Source organism: Mycolicibacterium llatzerense (genome assembly GCF_000878195.1).
GTDB lineage: Bacteria > Actinomycetota > Actinomycetes > Mycobacteriales > Mycobacteriaceae > Mycobacterium > Mycobacterium llatzerense.
The window spans coordinates 19,117-39,002 of record NZ_JXST01000023.1; the positions used below are offsets into that span (position 1 = coordinate 19,117).

At 65.9% G+C, this 19,886-nt stretch carries 20 protein-coding genes and 1 other RNA gene; 2 read left to right on the forward strand and 19 right to left on the reverse strand.

Features of this window, described 5'->3' with window-relative positions:
- Nucleotides 1-33: 33 nt before the first annotated feature.
- A complete protein-coding gene (locus TL10_RS16815) occupies nucleotides 34-813 on the reverse strand; it encodes an enoyl-CoA hydratase/isomerase family protein (protein WP_043399708.1) in 780 nt (259 codons plus the stop codon).
- Nucleotides 814-910: 97 nt separating this feature from the next.
- Here TL10_RS16815 and TL10_RS16820 point away from each other — a divergent pair, with 97 nt between their 5' ends.
- The gene (locus TL10_RS16820; protein ID WP_043986491.1) at nucleotides 911-2,416 is read left to right on the forward strand and encodes a CYTH and CHAD domain-containing protein; all 1,506 of its coding nucleotides are present in this window, start codon (nucleotides 911-913) and stop codon (nucleotides 2,414-2,416) included.
- Between the two features lie 5 nt (nucleotides 2,417-2,421).
- Here the strand turns inward: TL10_RS16820 and rnpB are convergent.
- The 4 genes from rnpB to TL10_RS16835 form a co-directional block, all read right to left on the reverse strand.
- An RNA gene (rnpB, locus tag TL10_RS29700) (RNase P RNA component class A) lies at nucleotides 2,422-2,811 on the reverse strand.
- A 25-nt stretch (nucleotides 2,812-2,836) separates the two neighbouring features.
- A complete protein-coding gene (locus TL10_RS16825) occupies nucleotides 2,837-3,187 on the reverse strand; it encodes a hypothetical protein (RefSeq protein ID WP_043399714.1) in 351 nt (116 codons plus the stop codon).
- Between the two features lie 14 nt (nucleotides 3,188-3,201).
- Nucleotides 3,202-3,831 carry a class I SAM-dependent methyltransferase gene (locus TL10_RS16830; RefSeq protein ID WP_043399717.1) on the reverse strand — a complete coding sequence of 210 codons (630 nt, stop codon included), beginning with the start codon at nucleotides 3,829-3,831 and terminating at the stop codon, nucleotides 3,202-3,204.
- Nucleotides 3,818-4,798: an NAD(P)/FAD-dependent oxidoreductase gene (locus TL10_RS16835; protein WP_043986492.1), complete on the reverse strand. Its 981-nt coding sequence runs from the start codon at nucleotides 4,796-4,798 to the stop codon at nucleotides 3,818-3,820. Before TL10_RS16835 ends, TL10_RS16830 begins: the two co-directional genes overlap by 14 nt.
- A gap of 47 nt (nucleotides 4,799-4,845) precedes the next feature.
- On the opposite strand from TL10_RS16835, the gene TL10_RS16840 reads away from it, so the two are divergent.
- Complete coding sequence (locus tag TL10_RS16840; RefSeq protein WP_043986493.1) at nucleotides 4,846-5,424, forward strand: helix-turn-helix domain-containing protein; 579 nt, start codon at nucleotides 4,846-4,848, stop codon at nucleotides 5,422-5,424.
- A gap of 135 nt (nucleotides 5,425-5,559) precedes the next feature.
- On the opposite strand, the gene TL10_RS16845 is transcribed toward TL10_RS16840, so the two are convergent.
- The 14 genes from TL10_RS16845 to TL10_RS16910 all read right to left on the reverse strand — a co-directional run bounded on the left by TL10_RS16845 (nucleotide 5,560) and on the right by TL10_RS16910 (nucleotide 19,691).
- Nucleotides 5,560-6,222: a CAP domain-containing protein gene (locus TL10_RS16845; RefSeq protein ID WP_043986494.1), complete on the reverse strand. Its 663-nt coding sequence runs from the start codon at nucleotides 6,220-6,222 to the stop codon at nucleotides 5,560-5,562.
- Between the two features lie 28 nt (nucleotides 6,223-6,250).
- Nucleotides 6,251-6,613 (reverse strand): DUF732 domain-containing protein, encoded by a 363-nt coding sequence (locus TL10_RS16850; RefSeq protein WP_043986495.1) that lies wholly within the window; start codon nucleotides 6,611-6,613, stop codon nucleotides 6,251-6,253.
- A gap of 5 nt (nucleotides 6,614-6,618) precedes the next feature.
- On the reverse strand, nucleotides 6,619-7,245 hold the full coding sequence (locus TL10_RS16855; RefSeq protein ID WP_043986496.1) for a membrane protein: 627 nt from the start codon (nucleotides 7,243-7,245) through the stop codon (nucleotides 6,619-6,621).
- Entirely contained in the window at nucleotides 7,242-7,871 is a 630-nt protein-coding gene (locus TL10_RS16860) for an Rv1363c family protein (protein ID WP_043986497.1), read from the reverse strand. Before TL10_RS16860 ends, TL10_RS16855 begins: the two co-directional genes overlap by 4 nt.
- Complete coding sequence (locus tag TL10_RS16865; RefSeq protein ID WP_043986498.1) at nucleotides 7,835-9,286, reverse strand: MCE family protein; 1,452 nt, start codon at nucleotides 9,284-9,286, stop codon at nucleotides 7,835-7,837. Before TL10_RS16865 ends, TL10_RS16860 begins: the two co-directional genes overlap by 37 nt.
- On the reverse strand, nucleotides 9,287-10,444 hold the full coding sequence (locus tag TL10_RS16870) for an MCE family protein (RefSeq protein WP_043986499.1): 1,158 nt from the start codon (nucleotides 10,442-10,444) through the stop codon (nucleotides 9,287-9,289).
- Entirely contained in the window at nucleotides 10,441-11,751 is a 1,311-nt protein-coding gene (locus TL10_RS16875) for an MCE family protein (protein WP_043399740.1), read from the reverse strand. The genes TL10_RS16870 and TL10_RS16875 overlap by 4 nt, the downstream gene beginning before the upstream one ends.
- A complete protein-coding gene (locus TL10_RS16880; RefSeq protein ID WP_043986557.1) occupies nucleotides 11,748-13,085 on the reverse strand; it encodes an MCE family protein in 1,338 nt (445 codons plus the stop codon). Before TL10_RS16880 ends, TL10_RS16875 begins: the two co-directional genes overlap by 4 nt.
- A complete protein-coding gene (locus TL10_RS16885; RefSeq protein WP_043986500.1) occupies nucleotides 13,082-14,086 on the reverse strand; it encodes an MCE family protein in 1,005 nt (334 codons plus the stop codon). The genes TL10_RS16880 and TL10_RS16885 overlap by 4 nt, the downstream gene beginning before the upstream one ends.
- Nucleotides 14,087-14,146: 60 nt before the next feature.
- Nucleotides 14,147-15,580 carry an MCE family protein gene (locus TL10_RS16890; protein WP_043399745.1) on the reverse strand — a complete coding sequence of 478 codons (1,434 nt, stop codon included), beginning with the start codon at nucleotides 15,578-15,580 and terminating at the stop codon, nucleotides 14,147-14,149.
- A gap of 3 nt (nucleotides 15,581-15,583) precedes the next feature.
- Nucleotides 15,584-16,438: an ABC transporter permease gene (locus TL10_RS16895; protein WP_043399748.1), complete on the reverse strand. Its 855-nt coding sequence runs from the start codon at nucleotides 16,436-16,438 to the stop codon at nucleotides 15,584-15,586.
- Nucleotides 16,439-16,447: 9 nt separating this feature from the next.
- The gene (locus TL10_RS16900; RefSeq protein WP_043399751.1) at nucleotides 16,448-17,221 is read right to left on the reverse strand and encodes an MlaE family ABC transporter permease; all 774 of its coding nucleotides are present in this window, start codon (nucleotides 17,219-17,221) and stop codon (nucleotides 16,448-16,450) included.
- A 344-nt stretch (nucleotides 17,222-17,565) separates the two neighbouring features.
- Nucleotides 17,566-18,636 (reverse strand): helix-turn-helix transcriptional regulator, encoded by a 1,071-nt coding sequence (locus TL10_RS16905; RefSeq protein ID WP_043986501.1) that lies wholly within the window; start codon nucleotides 18,634-18,636, stop codon nucleotides 17,566-17,568.
- On the reverse strand, nucleotides 18,633-19,691 hold the full coding sequence (locus TL10_RS16910; RefSeq protein WP_052506443.1) for a LuxR C-terminal-related transcriptional regulator: 1,059 nt from the start codon (nucleotides 19,689-19,691) through the stop codon (nucleotides 18,633-18,635). Before TL10_RS16910 ends, TL10_RS16905 begins: the two co-directional genes overlap by 4 nt.
- Between the last annotated feature and the right edge of the window lie 195 nt (nucleotides 19,692-19,886).

Below are 19,886 nucleotides of genomic sequence, written 5' to 3' on the forward strand. Positions count from 1 at the left end.
GGGACAGTTTTGTGTCTGCTCGCGCGTAAACCGCTAGCCGAATTCCGGCTTGCGCTTGCCGACGAAGGCGCCGACACCCTCCTTGCCGTCGGCCGACGACGCACACTTGGCGATGAGCCGGCCTTCGCGCTCGAGCTGGGTCTCGTAGTCGGCGCCGTAGGTGGTCAGCAGTAGCTGCTTGACCGCGGCGTTCGAACCACCGGCCTGCGTGGCGACCTCGGCCGCCAGGGCGTCCAGCGCGGCAGGCAGCTCGGCGTCCGGCACGACGCGCGTGACCAGGCCCCAGTCGGCGGCCTCGGCCGCGGTGAGCACGCGGTTGGTGATCATCAGTTCCTGGGTGCGGCGCAGGCCGATCAGCCGCGGCAGCACGTACGACGATCCGCCGTCCGGGCTCAGGCCGGCCTTGGTGTACGCCATCGTGAACGACGCGGACTCGGCGGCCAGCACCAGATCACCGGACACACCCAGCGGGAAGCCCGCGCCGGCGGCGACGCCGTTGACGGCGGTGATCAGCACGGCATTCATCCGGGCGAAGGTCGACATGGCGCGATGCAGGTCGTCGGCCATGCCCTTCACGAACACACCCGGGTCATCGGCGGCGGCCATCGCCTTGAGGTCGCCGCCGGCGCAGAAGAATCGGCCACCACCGGTCAGGGTGACGACCTTCACTGCCGGCGTATCGCACAGCGCAGCGGCCACCGCCAGGTCGCGGGTGAGGACGTCGTTCATGCCGTTGGCCGCCTCGGGCCGGTCGAGCACGATATTCACGACGGCGCCGGACTGGGCGAACTTCAGTGTCTCGAATTCGGTCACGGGTCAAGACGTTATCGGCAGCCGGTCGCGCACTGCGATGTGGCACGCTAATGGCAGCGTTGGTACTGCCCGTCCCGGGTCGCAAACGAAGGTGAACATGGCCGCTGGCAAGCGTAAACCGTCCCGCCACACCGAGATTGAACGCAAGTTCGCGGTGGTCGACAGCACGGTATCCCCGTCGTTCGACGGCTTGTCCGCCGTCAGCCGGGTCGAGCAGCTGCCCGTCGCGCACCTGGACGCGGTGTACTTCGACACCCCGAACCACGATCTCGCGGCACACAAGATCACCCTGCGCCGCCGCACCGGCGGCACCGACGCGGGCTGGCACCTGAAGCTGCCCGCCGGTGCCGACGCGCGCACCGAGGTCCGGCTGCCGATCACCGCGGCGCGCGAGAGCGTGCCCGAGGAACTGCGCGACATCGTGTTGGCCATCGTTCGCGACCGCTCGCTGCAGCCCGTCGCGCGGATCGAAACCGAGCGCACCGTCTTCATGCTGCACGCGCCCGACGACACCGAGCTGGCCGAGTTCTGCGACGACCGGGTGACCGCCACGGCGGGCGACTCGCTGCAGAACTGGCGCGAGTGGGAGCTGGAACTGGTCGGTGCCGGCTCAGAGGGCGCCGACTCGGGTGCCGAGCTGCTCGACCGGCTGGCCAACCGGCTCTTCGACGCGGGTGCCGAACCGGCCGGGCACGGATCGAAGCTGGCCAAGGTCCTCGCGGCGGCCCGGGGCGAGGACGCACCGGAGCCATCCCCCGAGCCGACGGACAAGGTGCACCGCGCCATCGCGGCGCACGTGTCCGAACTGATCGACTGGGACCGCGCGGTGCGTGCCGACACCTTCGATTCGGTGCACCAGATGCGGGTCACCATCCGCAAGATCCGCAGCCTGCTGCAGGAGACGGGCGATCTGGGCGACCGCGAGTGGGTGCTTGAGGAGCTGAAGCTGCTGGCCGGGATCCTGGGCACGGCGCGCGACGCCGAGGTGCTCGCCCAGCGGTACGAAGAAGCACTGAAGGGGCTCGCACCGGAGCTGGTTCGCGGGCAGGTGCACGAGCGACTGGTCGACGGTTCGCAGCGGCGCTACCAGTCCGGGCTGCGGCGGTCGCTGACGGCCATGCGCTCGGAGCGGTACTTCCGGCTGCTCGACGCACTCGATGCGATCGTCGTCGACAACACCCAGCCTGCCTCCGCCGACGAGGAAGCGACGCCGGTGACGGTCGGCGGCGCCTATCGCCGGGTCCGCAAGTCGGTGCGGCGTGCCGAGGCCGCGGAGGCTGCCGGCGCCGAGGACAGTGAGGAGGCGCTGCACCGGATCCGCAAGGGCGCCAAGCGTCTTCGCTACACCGCCGCCGCCATGGGCGAGTCGAAGGTGGCCGACTGCGCCAAGGACATCCAGACCCTGCTGGGCGATCATCAGGACAGCTACGTCAGCCGCGGGCATCTGGTGCAGCAGGCCGAGGCCGCCCACGCCGCGGGCGAGGACACCTTCACGTACGGCATCCTGCATCAGCAGGAGGCGGAGGTCGCCGAGTACGCCCGGCTGCAATTGGATGCCTCGCTAAAGGCGCTGGCCCGCGCGATGCGCAAAGTGAAGAGGTAGCGGGGCGGACGAGCTGGCCTCTAAGCCGGATTCTGTTCCCCGCCACCATCACTGGTGGCGAGGCGGCGACCATCCATCTGGGTACACCGTCGCCGGGTACCTCGAGCGGCCTACCCGCAGGCTCGGGCGAGCAGCCCTCGGGCACCTGCGCAACCGCAACCAGGTTGCGGCCTTCTTGGCCTTGCTTCGGGTGGGGTTTACCTAGCCACTCCGGTCACCCGGAATGCTGGTGCGCTCTTACCGCACCGTTTCACCCTTACCGTCTTGCGACGGCGGTCTGTTTTCTGTGGCACTGTCCCGCGAGTCACCTCGGATTGCCGTTAGCAATCACCCTGCTCTGTGAAGTCCGGACTTTCCTCGAAACCTCTCGGTCCCGCGGCCGCCCGGCCAACTCGTCCGCGCCGATACCATATCAGCTGGTCAGAGCGCCGCGACCAGCGAGTCCAGGACGACGATCGCGCCATACGCCAGGAGCACCTGTTTCAGCCATCGCGGCCCGTCGCGGCGGGTGCGGGCGAGGGCCAGGCCGATGCCGAGGACCACGATCACCGGCACCGTGATGGCCCACTCGGACCACACCTGCCGCGGTCCGTACATCAGTAGCGCGGCAGCCGGCCCCAGCGACCAGTCGCCGGAGGTGGCCAATGAGTTGCCCATGGCGTCGGTCAGAAGGTGGACCGCCTTGACGCTGCCCATCAGCAGGCACAGGCAAGCGGTCACCAGCAGCATCGACTCGGCAACCAGCCGCATGTCGAGCCGGTGCTTGACCACCTGGTGACCTCCGATCAGGGCGTGCGGCGCAGGACAATCAGATTGTCCCGCAAAACGGCGGATTCGCCAGCAGGGCTGATTGCCTCGCGTTCCAGCGTACCGACGTGTTCGGTGTGCCAGCCTTCGTCTGCCAGACCGAGCTCGGCGACGACCTCGTCGGCGGACTGAAAGCGGTGGTCATGGATGTGTTTCGAGGCCCAGGGCGGCGGCTCGCCGTGGTCGACGATCAGCAGTGTGCCGCCCGGCGCGACAGCAGCCGACGCTTGCTGCAGTATTTGCCGGCGCTCCAGATGAACCGTGGAATGCAGGAACTGCGCCGACACCAGATCGAAGCTGCCCGCCGGGAAACTGTGGGACAGATCGTGGTGCTGGAAGTCGATGCGCTCGGCCACTCCCCTGTCCACGGCCGCGGCGCGGGCCCGATCGAGGGCATTGGTGGCGATGTCGACCGCCACCACCTGCCAGCCCGCGGTGGCCAGCCAGACTGCGTCGGCGCCTTCCCCGCATCCCAGGTCGAGAGCGCGGCCCGGGGTCAAGCCGCCGGCGATCGTCGCGAGATGGGCGTTGACCCGTCCGCTCCACATCTGCGGCTTCTCGGCATACCGGCCTTCCCAGTGTTCCTGCGGTGTTTCAGTTGCGGACATCGGATTCCTCCTGCTGATCGAAGACGGGCCATGGCATGACGGGGAGGCCGAACTGGTCGTGCAGCAGACTCTGCACGATGGCAGCGGCAGCTGCGGAACCGGCGGCGATGGCCGCCGCCACCTGGGGCATCTGCGCGCACACGTCGCCCGCGGCGAAGACGCCGGGAACCGAGGTGCGGTTGATCTGGTCGACCATCACCGCGTCGACGACGACCGGGCCGGGCGGCGCGATCCGCACGCCGAGTTGCGCCGCCAGGTCGGTACGCTGCCGCAGCGCGCTGGCGACCAGCACGCCCTGGCGCTTCAATTCGTCACCGTCGGCGAACACCACGGACGCCAATGCGCCTTCGTGCGAGGCGAATTCGATGATCTTGCGCTCGTCAACGCGCACACCGACGGCGGCCAGCGCGCGGTATTGGTCGTCGTCCAGGCCGGAGGGGCCGTTGGTCACGACGACGATGTCGTCGGTCCAGCCCCGCAGCATCAGCGCCATGTGCACTGCCCGGTCCCCGTCGGCGAGGACGGCCAACGCCTGGTCGCGTGCTTCCCAGCCGTGGCAGAACGGGCAGTGGAAGACCGAGCGGCCCCAGTGTTCGTCCAATCCCGGGATGTCGGTGGTCTCGTAGTGCATGCCGCCGGCCAGCAGTATCCGCTGCGCGTGGTGCACGGAGCCGTCGGCGAGTTCGAGCCGGAAGGTGGGGCCGTCATGCGCGGTCGCGCCGGTGACCTGACCGTCGATGACCTGCACGGACGGATACTCGGCGAGTTCGCGGCGTCCGTCGGCGTACAGGTCGGCCGGCGGCCGCCCGTCGTGGCCCAGCAGTCCCCCGATGCCGTGTGCCGCACGGTTGCTCTGCTCGCCGGCGTCGATGACCAGTGTGCGGCGGCGGGCGCGGCCGAGCACCAATGCGGCGCTCAGTCCCGCCGCCCCGCCACCGACGATGGCGCATTCCCATTCGTTGTTCATGACACCGACCTTGCCGGGTGGTGCCGAAAATGCCAAGCTAATTTGCCATGCAGGCAAACCCTGAGGACGACGACATCGAAGCGCGGGTCCGGCGGCGGTTGCGGGAGCTGCGCACCCAACGCGGCATGACGCTGGAAGATGTTGCGCGCGCGGCCGATATCGACATCTCGACGTTGAGCCGCCTGGAGTCGGGCAAGCGCCGATTCGCGCTCGACCACCTGCCCCGGCTCGCCGCGGCGCTGTCGATCAGCACCGACGAACTGATGCGCGCCCCCGAGGCCGAGGATCCGCGGGTCCGTGGGGCGTCACACAGCCGCGACGGGATCACCTACTGGCCGCTGACCCGCGGCGGGCCGGCCGGTGGTCTGCACACCTTCAAGATCCGCGTGAGCACCCGGCGGCGCACCCCACCCGCCGAGCTGCCGGTACACGACGGCCAGGAGTGGCTCTACGTGCTGTCGGGGCACCTGCGGCTACTGCTGGGAGAGCGCGACTTCACCATCAAACCCGGTGAGGCCGTGGAGTTCTCGACCTGGACACCGCATTGGTTCGGCACTGTCGACGGCCCCGTGGAGGCGATCGCGATCTTCGGGCCTCATGGCGAGAAGCTGCACGTACGCAACTGAGATCCAGCGCGACGAGCGAGATCTAGCGCGCGAGCTGTCTCTCTACACAACTCGCGCCCGGAGCCGTCAGCTTTCCTGGCTCTGTTGACGCCTCCAGATCAAATGTGTCGCAGGAGAGCCGACACGCCGAACTGCCTAGTTCGCCGGATATGCCGGAGGCGGGTTCACCCCGCGGAGGATCCAGGGGAACCAGGTGAAGAAGTGCTCGATCTCGTCGCTGCCGTCGTAGTCGGGGCTCGGGTCGAAGCCGTTGTTGCCGCCACCCTCCTTTTCCGACCGGTGCGGCGGCTCGGGCAGCTGGCCGTAGACAGCGACGACGACGGTGCGGTCCAGACTGTTCTCGGACCACACGCCCATCTGGTTGTTCGCGCAATTGGCCATGATCGCCTTGATGGCGGGGTCGTAGTACCACTGGTTGATGAGCTCGACGCCGCTGATCGCGAGCGCCGGATTGGTGGCCACCGTCTGCGCCACCGGACCACCGCGGTACCCCGCCTGTTCGGCCCGCATCTGCGGCGTGGATCCGTCAGAACCGATGTCCCCGTCCAGGTCCCGGTTGGCCATCATGTCTTTGGCCTGCCGCTCGGCGGCCTGCTGGAGCTGCGGGTTCACGGCGACGTCGTTGGTGCAACCGGCCTGGTGCTGCACGGTGTAGACGTTGGACACGACGGAATCGTTGAGCCGCTTGTTGTTCGGAATCAGAGTGTTCCCGTTGTCGGCGTGCGCGAGCGGCATGCATAGCACGGCACTTACGGGCACGACAGCCAACGCAGACAGCACCAGCGGCCGGCATCTCATGTTGGAATCCTTTGCGTGAGAATCATTTTCATGGATGGACACCTGGCGGCGACTGGTAGTGCGCGGCTGACTTGCGCAGCTGCCAGATTTGCGCGGGGCACAGTTCGTTGACGGCCTGCGAGATCAAATACGACGCCTGGTAGTCATCGTCGGTACCGAAATCGCCTCGTACGTCGCCCATCACCTGGCCGAACGGCTGCCCGGCCGCCACCTTGTCGCAGATGCCGTAGCCATAGCCCAGGGCCGCATCGGCATTCGGAAAGTTGTAGCCCGGCCGCACGGTCACGCCGATCAGATACGCGGTCGCGTCGGCATGCGACACCGGCGCGAACACCGCCGGCACACTCACTGCCGCCGCGGCGAGTAACCCACAAGTCCACCGTCTGCGCATGTGGCTCACATCGGATCGAATTGCGAGATGAGCCAACGGCCCTCGACCTTGTCGAGGGTCACTCGCACGCTCGACGCAGTGCTGGTCGGGGCGCTTTCGCCGATGATCATCGTCTGATCCGCGAACAGCATCACCACCGCATGGTTCGGGGTCGCCTTGGTCCACGCCGCTGCGGGGACCGTCGCGACGGCCGAGATTTTCTTCTGCCTGGACCCGGGAATCACCACGTCGTGGGTCAGTGAGGTGTAGGAGTTCAGGAAGTTGCCGGTCATGTACTTCTTGGCGGCTTCCAGGTCCTTCTCGACCGTCTCGGGCTTGTAGGACAGCAGCGCGATGGTGGCATCGGTGGCGGCCTTGGTGGAATCCTTCTTGGCCGTGTCGGCCTGGGCCAGGGACACGTCTTTCCACTGCAGGTAGCCGGCTGCGCCGCCGAGCGCGAGGACGATCGCCGGCAGCAGCCCGTAGACGGCCACGCTCGCCCACCCGACGCGGCGCCGCTCAGCTGCAGGCGCCGCGTCGGTGGTCTCTGCGGCGTCGACCTCGACCTCGTCGTTGAGCTCGTCGGCCGAAGCTGTTGCGTCGATGGACTTTTCAGCTGTGGCGTTGCCGCTGCGGGATTTGATCAGCTTCACGGCACAAACTCCACGTTCGACACCTTCATCACATCACCGACTTTCTGTACCGCTATCCGCATCCGCCACTCGCGTGGTTCCTGCGCCGGCGCACCGACATTCGAGGTTTTGACGGCCACCGCGACCAGCACCTGCGCCGAGTCGCCCGCCTCCGATTCGAGCCCGGCCTCGGTAATCGCGCCGGTGGACGTCGACTTCGCCTCCTTCACCACCTTGATGAAAGGTGCGGAGCGCTTGGCGAAGTCGTCGTAGAACTCACCCGTCGCGCTGTCGAGGATGCGCTGGACGTCGGCATCGGCCCGCTGCCAGTCGATGGTCGTCAGGTTCAGCGCGCCCTGCCGCGCGGCCTGGACGATCTGGCTCTGCCGCTCGTCGACCGCCGTCGCGCGGTGCGTCCGTACCGCCAACCAACCGACCAGAGCGCCGAGGGCGACCACCAGCACCAACCCGACTACCGCCGCAAGCCTGCGCACCGACTTCGGCTTCGTGGGCTCATCGGCCAGCTCGTCAGCACCGACCTCAGCCACCTCATCGATATCATCGACGTCGTCGATATCGGGATCGAGTACGGCGACCCCACCGCCTTCCGTCAGCTCCCCGGCTGCGGCGTCATCATGCTTTGCCATGTCTTCTCCTTCGGAGCCGTGTGGGCCAAATCGGCTTGGGTATAAGTCTTTCCATCCGGACCGATATACGTCCCGCTGGCCGGGTCGTATTCGGCCACCGCGACCGGCGGCGGTTTGGCCGCGCCCTCCGGCGGCGGCGAACCGGGTCGCAGTTGCGGCACGTCCTGCCCGGTCCACGTGGCGTTGGGATCGCCCTTCCAGTTGTAGCCGTCGTTCAGCGGCACATACTGTTCGTTGCTCTCGCACTGCTTGACGGTGGCCGCGCGCTTGCCGGGCACCGTCTCGCACGGCAGGTTCTTCGCGCCACGCACGTTGAACATCGAGTCCTGCGGAGTCCGGCAGTACAGGTCACCGGCCGGTAGCTCGGGATAGTCCTCCAGTGCGGGGTTACGCATCTGCTGGGCCGGCAGGAATCCGGTGGTGCACGGCGGCGGCAGGTTGATGTTCAGATTGAAGCTCAGATACGCGCCCTTGTAGGCCTGCTTCGTGTCGCGGTTGGCGAGCGTAACGCCTTGTGCCGCTTCAGTTGTGCGAGGTAACAGCACCAGGAGCTGTTCGAGGTTCGGTTGGTAGGTGATGGCGACCTTGTTGATGGACACCAGATTCTGCAACAGGATCGGCAGTGTCGGACGGAGCCGGTTGAACAACTGCCCCATCTCGCCGAACGCCGGCCCACCCTTGTCCAGCAGCGTGCCGACCGCCTTGTCCTGCGCCTGCAACTCACCGGTCACCGTGGCTAGATTCGCCGCCCACGCCTGAATCGCGCCGGACGTGTTGGACTGCGAGTCGAGCACGGGCTTGACCTGATCGATCAGCTTGAGCATGGGGTCGAGGTTCGCCCGCGCATCGATGGTCAGCTGACTGCCGCCCTTGACGATGTGCGACAACTCCGACCCCAAACCACCGACAGCCGTGGCCGATTCGTCGATGACCGTCTTGAGATTCTCCTTGGGTACCGCGCTGAGGCCCTTGGTGAGTGAGTCGATCACGGTGTTGATGTCCGGAGGTACCGAAGTGTGTGCCAATGGGATGACGTCGCCGTCCTTGAGCGGACGTGACCCGGTGCCGCGTGGGGTCAGGGACACGAACTGCTCACCGATCGCCATCTGGCTGTGGACATCGGCCTGCACATCGGACGGGATATCGGTGCCCGAGTTGAGGGACAGCTCGGCCTGCACCCCGGTCGGTGTCAGGCCGACGGACTGCACCCGGCCCACCACGGTGCCGCGGTAGGTGACGTTGCCGGTGGCGTACAGGCCACCGGTCTCGGGCAGCTCCATCTTGACCACGTAACGCCCGATGCCGAACAGCTTGGCGGGCAACTGCATATAGATGAGGCCCATCATCGTCACCGCGATCAGGGCGATGACGGCGAAGATCGCGAGCTGAATTCTCACGCGTTTGTCTAGGTGCATTTACGGCCCCTGGTCCCAGCGGTACGGAATGGTCAGCGGATTACCCGGGTTGTTCGGCCCGCCCGCGGTGCACGGGCTGGGGAACTGACCGATGGTGCGGCCCCACTGCAGTTCGAGTTCGGTCAGGTCGCACTCCCAGCGCGTACCGGTGAAGAACGCCTGATCGATGCGGCTGAGGGTGAGGTCGACAATCGCGGTGAGGTTCGCGTAGTCACCGCGCTGCCACTTCTCGATCGTGTCGCCCGGGAACGGCACCGTCGGGATGAAGCTCAGTGCCCGCGTCAGGGCCGGCCCGGCGTTGGCGAGCTGTTCGAGCGTGGGTCCAAGAGCACGTAATTCCTTGATCACGTTCTCTTTTGACCGGTCGACGGTGTCTGCCGCGAGCGCCGCGAACTTGCTCAGCTTGTTGGCGGCCGTGACCAGGTTCTCGCGCTCACCATTGAGCACTGCCAGCGCCTGCGGGATGGTGTCGATGGCCTTGTCCAGGACCGGCTGGCTCGCGGCGAGCTTGCCGACGACGACGTTCAGGCTCTCCGACGCCGCGATGATGTCAGGGGTCTGGTCCTTGACGTTCGCGGTGAAGATGTCGAGCTGTTTGATAAGGCTGCGTAGGTCCTCGGCGCGCCCGTGGAACGCCGTACTGAAGGCCTCCGTGATGTCCTGGACGTTGCCGATGCCGCCACCGTTGAGCACCATCGAGACCGCCGACAGCGTCTGTTCCACCGACGGGAAACTGCCGCTGCTCGCGAGCGGAATGACCGACCCCTGGTGCAGCTTTCCTTGCGGCCGGCCATCCTTGGGCGGCCCGAGCTCGATGTGGAGAGTGCCGAGCAGACTCGTCAGACCGAGCTTGATGGTCGAGTTGGCGGGCGCGTTCACATCGCCGTTGAGTTTCATGGTGACCAGCGCGTGCCAATCCTGCCGCTCGATCTTGGTGACCGTGCCGACGGTGACGTCGGCGACCCGGACCCGCGAATTCTCTTGCAGGTTGGTGACGTCCGTCATCTGGGCCTGGACTTCGAACGCCCCGGGTCCCCCGCCTTCGGTGCCCGGCAGCGGCAGGCTGTTCGCGCCGCGCCACCCCGAGCAGCCGGCCGAAGCAAGCAACGTCAGAGCGGCCAGGGCGCAGCCGGCCGCAGAGCGTAAGCGGCGGCTCATGACCCACCTCCAGCTGTTGGCGTCATCATCCCGGCCAACCCGGCGTTGGCGTCGGTGGTCACTGTCGGGGCTGCCGGTGGCTCGGGCGCGGGAGCCGCCTGTTGCGCTACCGGAGCTGCTGCCGGCCGGGACGGTGGCACGTAGTCGGGCCGCATCCAGTCCTCGCTGTAGGTGACTTCGTTGGGCCTGGCCTGGGTGCCGACAAACAGGTTCTCGCCCAGCGGCGGGAAGTTGTATTGGCGGTTCTTGACGATCGGTGCCAGGTACTGCGCGCACAGCTTCGCGGACTGGTCTGCGCCGAGGCGGGACGCGGCCTGGATCGCACCGCAGATGAAGCTGACGGGGTTGGCGAAGTTGTTGACCGCCAGGATGCCGGTCAGCGAGCCGACCGCCGGCTCGTAGATGTTGTTGAGATCGGCCAATGCCGTTGGCGCCACGTGCAATACCTGCTTGATGTCATCGAGGCTGCCAACGATCGCGGTGCTGATCGAGGCCAGCTTGTCCGACGCCGTTCCGGCGGCTTCCTTGTTGTCCGCGACGAAGGTCCGCAGATCGTCGGCGACCGAACCCATATCGTTCAACGCCCGACCGATCTTGGTCGGATCGTCGGCGAGCAGTCCGGACACCTCGGCGAGGTTGCCGTTCAGCCGCTCCAGCAGTCCGGTGCTGTCCTGAAGCGCCGACACCAAGGTCGACAGATTCTTGAACGTCGTGAACAAGTCATTGCTGTGGTCGCCGAGGATCGAGACCGCCTGCGACAGCTTGATCACCGACTCCCTGATGCTGGCGCCCTGCCCCCGCAGGTTGTCGGCCGCGGTGTTGATGAACCCGCCGAGAGTGCTCACCCCACCCGGCTGGTCTGGCTTGAGCAGATCGGCGAGCCGTTGCAGCTGGGACCGAACCTGATCCCATTCCACCGGAACGGCCGTCCGGTTCTGCGGGATGACGGCGCCGCCGTGCATGGTCTGCCCGCCCCGGTACGGGGGAATCAGCTGAATTGCCCTGCCGGTCACCAACTGTGGCGACAGGATGACAGCCTTCGCGTCGGCCGGCACCTTGTACTTGTCGGCGAACCAGAAGGTGACCTTCACCCGCTGCGGCTCCGGTTCGATCTTCTCGACCTTGCCGACGGGCACCCCTTGGATCATCACGTCGTCGCCGGCGAACAGCTGATTGCTGTTGTCGAAGTAGCCGACGACCTCGGTGTGTGACATGCGGTCGAACGCCTGCAGCGCGAAGTAGCCGCCGCCGAGAACCAGGGCCACCACGGCTGCCACGATGAGCGCGCGCGTGGGCAGCTTGCTCATTGCTGTCCTCCTGCCCTGGGGATTTCAACCGGGTCCGACACATTCACTGGCGGTGCCTTCGGTGGTTCCGGCATGGCTGTCTGACCGGGCGCCAGCGCCGGTGGTCCTGGTGGCGGCCCACCGGGAGGCGGTGCCGGTAACGGTTCGCGGTACGGGTAGCAACCGGGACCGGGCAGCTGGGGGCCGCAATTGGCGTCGCCGGGCTTACCGGTGATGGCGTCGGGGATGGTCATATGCGGCTCGCCGCCTTGACCGGTCCGCGGGAACGGCACCGGCAACGGCGGGGTGCCCGGCTGCCCGGTCTGCGGATCCTGAAGCTGCGACGGCAGTTTCGTGTTCGGGTCCACCCCGAGGTCCGAGAACGCGGCATCGACGAACGGCTGCACGAACTGACCGGGCAGCAGGTTGACGATGTACGCCTTGAAGAACGGGCCCGAACCGACCGCATCACCCAACGCCATGGCGTATTGGCTGAGGCCCTTCATCGCCTGCGTCAGACGTTCCTTGCGGTTGTCGACAATCGCCAGCACTCCGTTGAGTTTGTCCAGTGCCGGCCGCAATTGGGCCCGGTTCTCGGCGATCAATCCCTTGAGTTGCTGCGAGACCGACGACAGACTGTTCCACAGCTGGCTGACCGCGGCGCTCTGCGAACGCAGTTGCACCAGTAGCGCATTGGTGTTCCGCACCAAGCCCACCACCTGGTCGCTGCGCTTGGCCAGCACCGTCGTCGCCTTCGACGCATTTTCGAGCAGGGTGCGCAGTTGCGCATCGCGGTCGTTGAGCGTCTTGGAGAACCGCGCGATGCCGTTCACCGCTTCCTTCAGGTCCGGTGCGGTATTGGCGAAAGCCTCCGAGACGGTGGCCAACGAATCCGACAGCTGATGCGTGTCCAGCCCGCTGATGGCGGTGGTCACGTCGCCCAGGGCATCGGGGAGCTGATAGGCCGACGTTGTCCGTTCCAGCGGGATGGTGCCGGTGAGGTCCCCATCGCCCTTGGGCAGGACCTCGAGCATCTTGCTGCCCAGGATGCCCTTGGTCTTGATCGCGGCCTCGGTGCGCTCCCCGAGGTGCACGTTGTCGTCGATGCTGAACTTCACCAGCACCCTGGGACCGTCGAGGTCGATGCTGGCGACCCGACCCGCCGGGAATCCCGAAATATCCACGGGCGCACCGGTATGCAGGCCACTGGCGTCTTCGAAATAGCCCGAGTACGTGGTCGTGCCGCTGACAAACGGAATCTTCTGGAACAGGAGCGCGACCGTGGCGACAAGCACCACGGCGCCGATGCCTATGGCGCCCAGGGCGAAATGACTTCGCTCGGCAAAAGGTTTCATCTGGGCGTGCACCGTCCCGTGGTCTGGCTGGCGACCTTGACGTACATCGGTTGTCCGCCTTTGCCGTTGAGCTTGAGCACCGCATCGCACAGATAGAAGCTGAAGAAGTCGCCGTAGATGCCCTGCCTGGACAGCGCGCGGTACTTGTCGGGCAGGGTGTTGAGGAAGTTGTCGAAGTACTCGTGGTCAGCCACCACGAGGCCCGCGACCCGGTCCACTTCGTGGACGGTCTTGGCCAACGGAGGCCTGGCCTCGGTCAGCAAGCCGGCGATCGAGTTCGCGGCCGCGTCGGTGTAGGCAACCGCGTTCGAGATGTCCGTCTTACGTTGTGCCAGACGGTCAACCAGCTCCGACAACGAGACCACGGCCTTGTCGAGCTTGTCGCTCTTGCCACCGAAAGCGGTGAGGACCGAGTTCAAATTGACGACGACCTCTCCGATCAACTGATCGCGGTCGGCCAACGTGTTGGTGACGACTGCGGCCTGCGCCAGGAACGACCCGATCGACGGGCCCTGCCCCTGCAGCGCCTGGATCAGCTGTCCGCTCAGATCGTTGATCTTGTCGGGGCTAAGGGCGGAGAACAGCGGACGGAACCCACCGATGACGGCATCGAGGTCGAGCGCAGGCTGGGTGCGGCTGACGGGAATCGTGTCGCCCGCGTTGAGCTTCTTGGTACCGCCGGCGCCTTCCTCCAGCGCCAGGAACCGATCGCCGACCACGTTGTCGTACCGAATCACCGCACGGGTGCCCTCCGTCAGCACGACGGAACTGTCCGCACTGAATTCCACCGTCACCGTCGAGTCGCGGTTGATCTTCACGCCCTGAACCTGGCCGACTTCCACACCCGCGATGCGAACGTGGCTGTCCTTCTTCATGTTCGAGACGTTGGCGAACGTGGCGAAGTAGTTGCGGCCCTTCTCGAATCGTAGATCGGCGAAGACGGCCCAGAGAGCCACCGTGCCGAGCGCACACACCGTCAGGAAGATGGCCAGACGCACCATCGTGCCTTTAAGACTCTCCACGGCACTCCTCCTGTCTCGGTCGTTGGTTGATCGTCATGGTCAGTTCCCGCCCACCTCGGCCGGCAACGCAGGCGCGTCTACCGCCGGCGGGACCTCCGCCGCGGGCCCGGGAGCCGATTGTGGTTGCGCGTCAGCGGGATTGGGCGCCGCGGGCGGCACGCCCGGCCACAGCGGCACCCCGCCGGGTCCGTACAGCGCCGCGCCGTAGGGCGGCGCCCCGGGGTACGGGATCGGACCGGGAGCAGGACCGGGCAGGCACTGCCGAACGCTGGGCGCTTCCGGCACGGCACGGGTGGTCTGGAACCACTGGGCGTAGCACGGGCTCCCGATGCCGGGGTTGGGCCTGATATCGAGCCCGGTGCCCCACCCGGTGTTGGCGATCAGTTGTCGCACCGGGAAGTTCTTGGCGATGTCGGGCAGCGAACCGCAACCCGGCTTTCCGCCCGGTCCGCCCTTCGCCCCGTTGATCGGCAGGTTGTCGGGGAAGACGTACGGATTCTTGCCCGGCAGCAGCGTCGCGTCGAGGATCAGAGACCGACCGTCGTCGCCTCCGAACACTCCCCAGGCACCCGAGTCGAGGAACTTCTTGGTGCCTTCCAGCCAGCAGGTGTATCCCGGGCTGTACTTCAGCAAGAGGTTCGTCGTGGGTTCCAAGGTGTTGATCGCGTCGACGAAGTTGTCCTTGCTCGGCCCCAGCAAGTCGGTGCCGGCCTCGGAGAATCCGATGACGTTCATCAGCAGGCTGTCGAGCGACTTGGACTTGTTCGTGACCGTGACGCTGGTGGTGCTGGCGGCATTCAAGATCTTCACGATGTTGTCCGCGGCCTGGCCATAGGTGTCGTTGAACTGTTTGAACGACCGCCAGTCGTCCTTGATCTTGTCCGAGCGAGCGTTGAGTGCGGTCAGCACCTCGTTGAGATCCGTTGTGGCCTGGCCCATTCGCTCGCCCTGGCCGCGGACGCCGTCGGCGACGGCGCTCAACACCGAGTTCAGTTTCGCCGGATCGACCATGTCCAACAGATTCACGATGTTCTCGAAGACCGTGTCGACCTCTGTTGTCGTGTGGACCGCATGCAACACAGTGCCGTCGGCAATGCGAGCGCTACTGGGTGTCTGCGGATACACCAGATCCACGAACTTGGCGCCGAACGCCGTCGTCACACTCACCTGGGCGCCGACGTTGGCGGGAATGTACTTCACCTGGTCCGGATCGAGCTTGAGTTGCAGGGTCGCCCCCGACTTGTTCACGTCGATCTGGCTGACGCGCCCCACCAGCACGCCGCGCATCTTCACCTTCGCGTTGTTCTCCAGCACCAGTCCCGCGCGGTCGGCCATCACCGTCACCGGCACGTAGGACTTCGCCGCGCCGGTGAAGATGACCACGGTCACCACCATGAACATTGCCGTGAACACGACCAGCGCCAGTGCCCACCATGAGTTCGGGATCCGTCGATCTCCCTTGCGTGTTTCCACCCGCTAACCCGCCATGTTGAAGTTGCCGGTCTGGCCGTAGATGGCCAGTGAGATGAAGACGATCTCGATGGCCGCGATCACCATGGACAAGCGCACCGCACCGCCGACCGCCTCACCGACCCCGGCCGGACCGCCGGAGGCGTTGAACCCGAAGTAGGTGTGCACCAGCATGATCACGACCGTCATGGCCACGCATTGCGCGAACGACCACATCAGGTCGGTCGGGTTGAGGAACGTGTTGAAGTAGTGGTCGTACACGCCGGCGCCCTGCCCGTAGATGGTGGTGGTGCCCATCCGCGCGGCGAAGAACGCCATCATCACCGCCACGCAGTACAACGGGATCACCACGACCACCGCCGCCAGCACCCGCGTCGAGGCGAGATAGGTGATGCTGCGGATACCGATGACCTCGAGCGCGTCGATCTCCTCGTTGATGCGCATGGCGCCGATCTGCGCGGTGGCACCGGCCCCGATCGTGGCCGACAGCGCCACCGCGGTGGTCGCCGGCACGATCATCCGGACGTTGAGGAACGCCGACGCGAAGCCGGTGAGGGCCTCGAAGCCGACGGATGAGAACTGGTTGTAGCCCTGGATCGCCACGAGGGCACCGGTGGTCATCGTCAAGAAGCCGACGATCGCGACGGTGCCACCGACGACGACGAGCGCGCCCGTGCCCAATCCCGTTGCGGCGATGAGCCGAAGCAGCTCGGCGCGGTAATTCATCACCGCGTCCGGAATCGCGGTGATGGTCTTCACGTAGAACGCGGCCTCTTCGCCCAACCTGTTCCAGCGATTGACCACGGTCTTGTTCAGCTTGTCGAGCCGCGGGTGCATGCGGCTGGGGACGTCGACAGTCATCGATTCACCTCACGACACCGTGTATTGGATCGCGACCGCAGTCACGATGACGTTGATGGCGAACAGCACCATGAAGGTGAACACCACGGTTTCGTTCACCGCGTTGCCCACGCCTGCCGGGCCGCCTTTGACGGAAGTGCCCTTGTAGCAGGCGATCAGGCCGGCCGCCATGCCGAACAAGGTCGCTTTGATCAACGCGACGATGATGTCCCCGGGGCCGGTGAGCAGGTCCAGCCCGCCGACGAACGCGCCCGCCGAGACGTGCTGCACCGCCACGCAGAACAGGAACGCGCCGATCAGACCCACGAGAATCACTGTGGCGGACAGGGCCAATGCCACCGTCGTCGCGGCCAGCACGCGGGGCACGACCAGGGACCGGATGGGGTTGATGCCCATCACCCGCAGCGCGTCGAGTTCCTCGCGGATGGTCCGCGCCCCGAGATCGGCGCACATTGCCGTGGCGCCCGCCCCCGACACGACCAGCACCGTGACGATCGGGCCGATCTGGTTCACCGTGCCGATCGCAGCGCCGGTGCCCGAGAAATCGGCCGCGCCGAATTCGGTCAGCAGAATGTTGAAGGTGAATGTCAGCAGCACCGCGAACGGCATTGTCAGCAGCAAGGCGGGCAGCACCGAAACCCGCGCGACGAACCATGTCTGCATCACATATTCGTGCCACGCGAACGGCGGCTGGAACATTTGTACAAAGGTGTCGAAAGTCATGGCAAAGAAGCCACCCAATGAGGTGACCGGCTTAGCCGCAGTGCGAGCAATCGCTACCATTTATCGCCTGCGCTTTCCAACCATGGCGCGTAATCCAATACATATGGTCGATAAGCGATCGCTGCGGCCAACATGAGTGGAGACGCTATCAATGCAGGTCATCGGCCGACACCTCCAGATGGAGGGATCTAGTCCTGTGAGGTACCCCCCATCGGGGGGACAGGTGTGTCCTGTGCCACATCATGCGCGCCGGAATCAGAATTCCGCGATGGCACCACAAATAATCCATATCAGGAAATAGCTGAATCCGCGACAGAATGACCATTTTGCGCACGACTCAATTCACGGCATCGGCAAAATTCGCGACAGGCCGAAGAATTACCACCACAGAGATTGGCGCGGGACTATTGCGCCTGTTCACCGAATCCGGATTGCGCGTCCATATAGAGGGTGATGGCTTCCAACCGATTGGCGGCGCCGATCTTTCGCAGGATCCGCTTGACGTGCGTCTTGACGGTTTCCACCGAAACGACGAGCTCATCGGCGATCTCCGCGTTGGAGTCGCCCAGCACCATCCTGGCGAACACGTCACGCTCGCGGTTGGACAATGCCGCGGTGAACGCGTCGACGGCCGCGTCCGCCTCGAACGCGTCATCGTCGCCGCCGGCGTCGAGGCTGACGGCCGTTCCCGCAATGCGGTCGGCTTCCTCCGCCAGCCGGGCGGCGGCTCCGATGATCGAGATCCGAAGTTGTTCCACCCGTTGGGAATTCAGCAATCGCTCGTAGACGAACGAATACACCGACAGCAGCAGTCCCAGCGTGTCGATGTCGCCCTCGGCGATGGCGCCCCTGGCCCGCGACATGTGAACCAGCGCCACCACTTTCGACTCGACGACGATGGGCGCGACCAGATAGTCGGCGGCACTGAGCACGTCGCAGAAGCCCTCGGTGGCCGGCACGTCGCCGCCGGCGTACACGATCCGCCGGAACCTGACGCAGTCTTGTTCAGCGATACAGGCGCTGCGCGGCACCGGTTTTCCGGTGCCGCGCGTGCCGTGCGATGTGACGGGAATGAACTTGTCGGGCGCTATCGACGACAGCACCGCACTACTGAACCCGATGGTGTGGCACAGCTCGGTGCACACCTGACGCTCGAGCGCCTGCACCGACGGGGCCGCTTTCAACCGCCGGATGCTGTCGATCACCGACCGCGCCGTCGCGCCGGAGTCGTCACCGCTGATCAGTCGGGCCTCGACCTGCGCCTGCAGGGAGGCCATCAGGAGCCGCTGCGCCACGGCGGGCATGAGGGCGATGCCTTCGCCGTCATCTCCGAAGAGCACCTCCTCGGTCGTCGCCGCAGAGTTGGCGATGGCTTGTTCGAGGGTGGTCGCCTTGGTCGGCCTCGGCAGGTTGAGCACGCTACGCAGGTGTCCGTCGATCTGATTGAGCCTGGTCACCATTGCACGGCGCGTCATCGTGGCCGTCCGCTCCCCACGCCGGCGTCCATCGCCAGGTACATCGCCAGCGCCGCCGCCCGGTTGGTGGTGTTGAACTTCTCGGCAATGCGTTTGAGGTGCGACTTCACCGTGCCCTCGGAAATCAACAGACACCGCGCGATGTCGCGGTTGGTGGCACCGGTCGCCACGTAGGACATGACCTCCCGTTCACGCGGGGTCAGTTCGGGCACTATGGCGGGATCGCTCGGGGGCTGGGCAATCCGGTCGCAGTCACCCGCATGCGACGCCTCAGCCCCTCCCGACACCGACGGTGTCATGAGTTGATCCATTGTGGCGCACAGCCTGTCGACCTCGATGCGCTGCTGCAGTACCTTTTCCTCAAGTGCGGCCCGCTCGTACACCACTGCCAGGCACTCGGCGAACGCTTCGAGCAGATCGAACTGATCCATCACCGTGGTATCGCCGGCTTCCGGGAAATCGGCGTGCAGCATCCCGATCGCCACACCACCGACGGTGATCGGCGCCGCGAGGTAGTCCTGCCGTGCCGACGCGGTCGGGCGGGATACGACAACGCCGTGCCGCCCGTGGATCATGGCGGCCTCCGCTTCGGAATCCTCGAACCGGACGGGCACGCCCACCGAGAACCCGTGGAAGAAACCAGACGTCGCGCCGCGGCCATGCAGATGCTGTGGCAGCCAGTCGTGCTCGCGAACTGTGGACACCATCACCCGGGTGAATCCGAAGTCCCGGCACAACAGCGTCATCGCGGTCTTGATCGCCTCCCGCGACGAAGTGCCACGCAGCGAATCGACGGCCTGACGAAGGGCGTTCAGACGTCCGGCACCAGGAGCGACCACGCGACCGTTCAGCTCCCGCCGGAGCCGCTGGACCCCAGCCAACAGTTCCTCGGTCGCACTGCCGGCCGTGCGCTGCCGTTCGAGGCGGCGCCGGAAGCAATCGAGTTGACGATCCAGCTCGCGGTACGCGCCGGGACCACGAAGATTGCGACCCAGCGAATGCAGATGGTCCGCGCCTGTCGTCATCTCAGCGTGCCCGGCGATGAGCGTGGCCATTCACTCCCCTGCCTTGAGGTCGAATCATGACTGATGCCAACAAGTTCCATGACGTCCATGGCCAAACGGGTCGGCAGCGGCGGCAGCTCTGCCCAGCTGCGGTCAAATCGCGTTCAACAGCCGTTCGGAATGTTGCTACGCAGATTCTGCGCGGGCGACAGCTTTGGGACTATGTCCGCAACCGACGAAAAAACG